The 2,644-nt window shown below is 69.7% G+C and carries 2 protein-coding genes; one reads left to right on the top strand and one right to left on the bottom strand.

Translation table 11 applies throughout. From position 1 onward, the window contains the following. On the bottom strand, positions 1-1,157 hold a 1,157-nt coding region (gene glgA, locus G6019_RS15100), incomplete at its 3' end, for a glycogen synthase (RefSeq protein ID WP_182627929.1). Positions 1,158-1,300: 143 nt separating this feature from the next. On the opposite strand from glgA, the gene glgC reads away from it, so the two are divergent. After that, positions 1,301-2,527 carry a glucose-1-phosphate adenylyltransferase gene (gene glgC / locus G6019_RS15095; RefSeq protein WP_107756750.1) on the top strand — a complete coding sequence of 409 codons (1,227 nt, stop codon included), beginning with the start codon at positions 1,301-1,303 and terminating at the stop codon, positions 2,525-2,527. Positions 2,528-2,644: the final 117 nt, after the last annotated feature.

Genomic DNA, 2,644 nt, shown 5'->3' with positions numbered 1-2,644 from the left:
GAGGCGTACATCGCGTGGGTCTGCTCGGCGATCGCCTCCCACGCGAACCGGGTCCGGGCCCGCTCCTGACCGGCACGGCCGTAGGCGGCGGCCTTGGCGGGGTCGGCCACCAGCTCGTTGACCGCGGCGGCGAGGCCGGCCTCGAAGGCGTCCGGGTCCGACTCGTCGTAATGGACGAGGATGCCGGTCTCACCGTCGACGACGACCTCCGGGATCCCCCCGACATCGGAGGCCACGACCGCGGTGTCGCACGCCATCGCCTCCAGGTTGACGATCCCGAGGGGTTCGTACACGGACGGGCACGCGAACACCGTGGCGGCGGAGAGGATCTCGATGACCTCGTCGCGCGGCAACATGTCGCGGAGCCAGAACACGCCGTCACGGGTGGACTGCAGATCGCCGACCAGGGACTCCATCTCGGCCCCGATCTCCGGGGTGTCCGGCGCACCGGCGCACAGCACGAGCTGGGCGTCCGGGTGGAAGTCGCGGGCGGCACGGACCAGGTGGGGCACACCCTTCTGACGGGTGATGCGTCCGACGAACGCGACGATCGGGCGGTCCGGGTCGACACCGTGGCGGCGGAGGACGGAGTCCTCGCCGGTGAAGGTCTCGCCCGGCGACCACACGGAGGTGTCGATACCGTTGAGGATCACGTGGATCTTCTCCGGGTCGACCTCGGGGTAGACGCGGAGGATCTCGTCCTTCATCCGCGCACTCACGGCGACCACCGCGTCCGCGTGTGCGAAGGCGTTGCGCTCGGACCACGACGAGACGCGGTAACCCCCGCCGAGCTGTTCCGCCTTCCAGGGGCGGCTGGGTTCCAGCGAGTGGGCGGACACCACGTGCGGGATCCCGTAGAGCTCCCCGGCGAGGTGGCCTGCGAGGCCCGTGTACCAGGTGTGGGAGTGGACGATGTCCGCCCCTTCCGCGGCCACACACATGCGCAGGCCCGCCGAGAGGGTGCGGATCGCGGGGTTGGCGTGCTCGCCCAGCTCCGGATCAGGGCGGAACGCCCGGGCGGAGTCCCGGTCGGCGCCCATGCACAGGACGTCCACCTCACACAGCGGCCTCAGGGTGGCCACCAGTTCGGTCACGTGGACGCCCGCCCCGCCGTAGACCTCCGGCGGATACTCCCTCGTCATCATCGCTACTCGCACACCGGCCAACCTAGCCGTCCGCGACGTCCCCTGGAGCGTTGCGGGTGAACCCCGCCCGACCACGGGGTGTCCTGCCGGGGCAGAGCGGGGGCAAGTCCCGCGATGGCCCGCGTCGGCGGCCCGGAAATCGTTACGGTGGGGGTGTGAGGAACCAGCCGCACGTCCTAGCAATAGTCCTCGCCGGTGGCGAGGGCAAGCGACTCTTTCCGCACACGGCGGACCGCGCCAAACCAGCGGTCCCGTTCGGCGGGTCCTACAGGTTGATCGACTTCGTCCTGAGCAACCTCGTCAACGCCGGCTTCATGCGGATCTGCGTCCTCACCCAGTACAAGTCGCACTCCCTCGACCGGCACATCTCGCAGGTGTGGCACATGAGCGGGATGGGTGGTGAGTACATCACCCCCGTCCCCGCGCAGCAGCGGCTCGGACCCCGGTGGTACACCGGTTCGGCGGACGCCATCCTCCAGTCGTTGAACCTGGTCTACGACGAGAGGCCCGACCACATCGTCGTCTTCGGGGCGGACCACGTGTACCGCATGGATCCCCGTCAGATGCTGGAGCACCACATCGAGACGGGAGCCGCGGTCACGGTCGCCGGGATCCGGGTCCCGCGACGTGAGGCCTTCGCCTTCGGTTGCATCGACGCGGGGGAGGACGACCTGATCCGCGACTGGGTCGAGAAGCCCTCCGATCCACCGGGCACCCCGGACGACCCCGACGCGACCTTCGCCTCGATGGGCAACTACATCTTCACCGCGGACGCGCTCGTCGACGCCCTCAAGGCCGACGCGGAGAAGCCGGATTCCACCCACGACATGGGCGGGGACATCATCCCCGCGCTGGTGGAACAGCAGCGCGCGTACGTGTACGACTTCGCGCGGAACCGGGTCCCCGGCGAGACGGAGCGCGACAGGGGGTACTGGCGCGACGTCGGGACCATCGACGCCTTCTACGACGCCCACGTGGATCTGGTCTCGGTGCACCCGGTCTTCAACCTCTACAACAAGCTGTGGCCCATCCGTACGCAACAGGACAACCTGCCGCCCGCCAAGTTCGTCAACGGTGGGATGTCCCAGGAGTCGATGGTGGGGGCGGGCACGATCATCTCCGCGGCCACCGTGCGCAACTCCGTGGTCTCCAACAACGTGGTCGTGGAGGACGGCGCCGTGGTGGAGGGCAGCGTGCTCATGCCCGGAGTCCGGATCGGCCGCGGCGCCGTGGTGCGCAAGGCGATCGTGGACAAGAACTGCCAGATCGGCGCGGGTGATGTGATCGGGGTCGACCACGAACGCGACCGCCTGCGGTTCCCCGTCAGTGCCGGCGGCGTGGTGAGCGTGTCCAAGAATTCGGTCACGTCGCTGCCGGGCTGAGACGGCGCCACGGGCGCCGGCCGGCCGCCGCCCGGTGCGGTGTGGATCAGAGCGTGACGACGGTCAGCCCGCCGCCGACGGGCAGGACGGTGGCGTGAGCGTGCTCGGGCAGATCCG

The sequence above is a fragment of the Dietzia sp. DQ12-76 genome, from assembly GCF_014145045.1.
Classification (GTDB): Bacteria; Actinomycetota; Actinomycetes; order Mycobacteriales; family Mycobacteriaceae; genus Dietzia.
The sequence above is the reverse complement of the archived record's forward strand: the minus strand, read 5'-3'. Positions and strand labels throughout refer to the sequence as shown.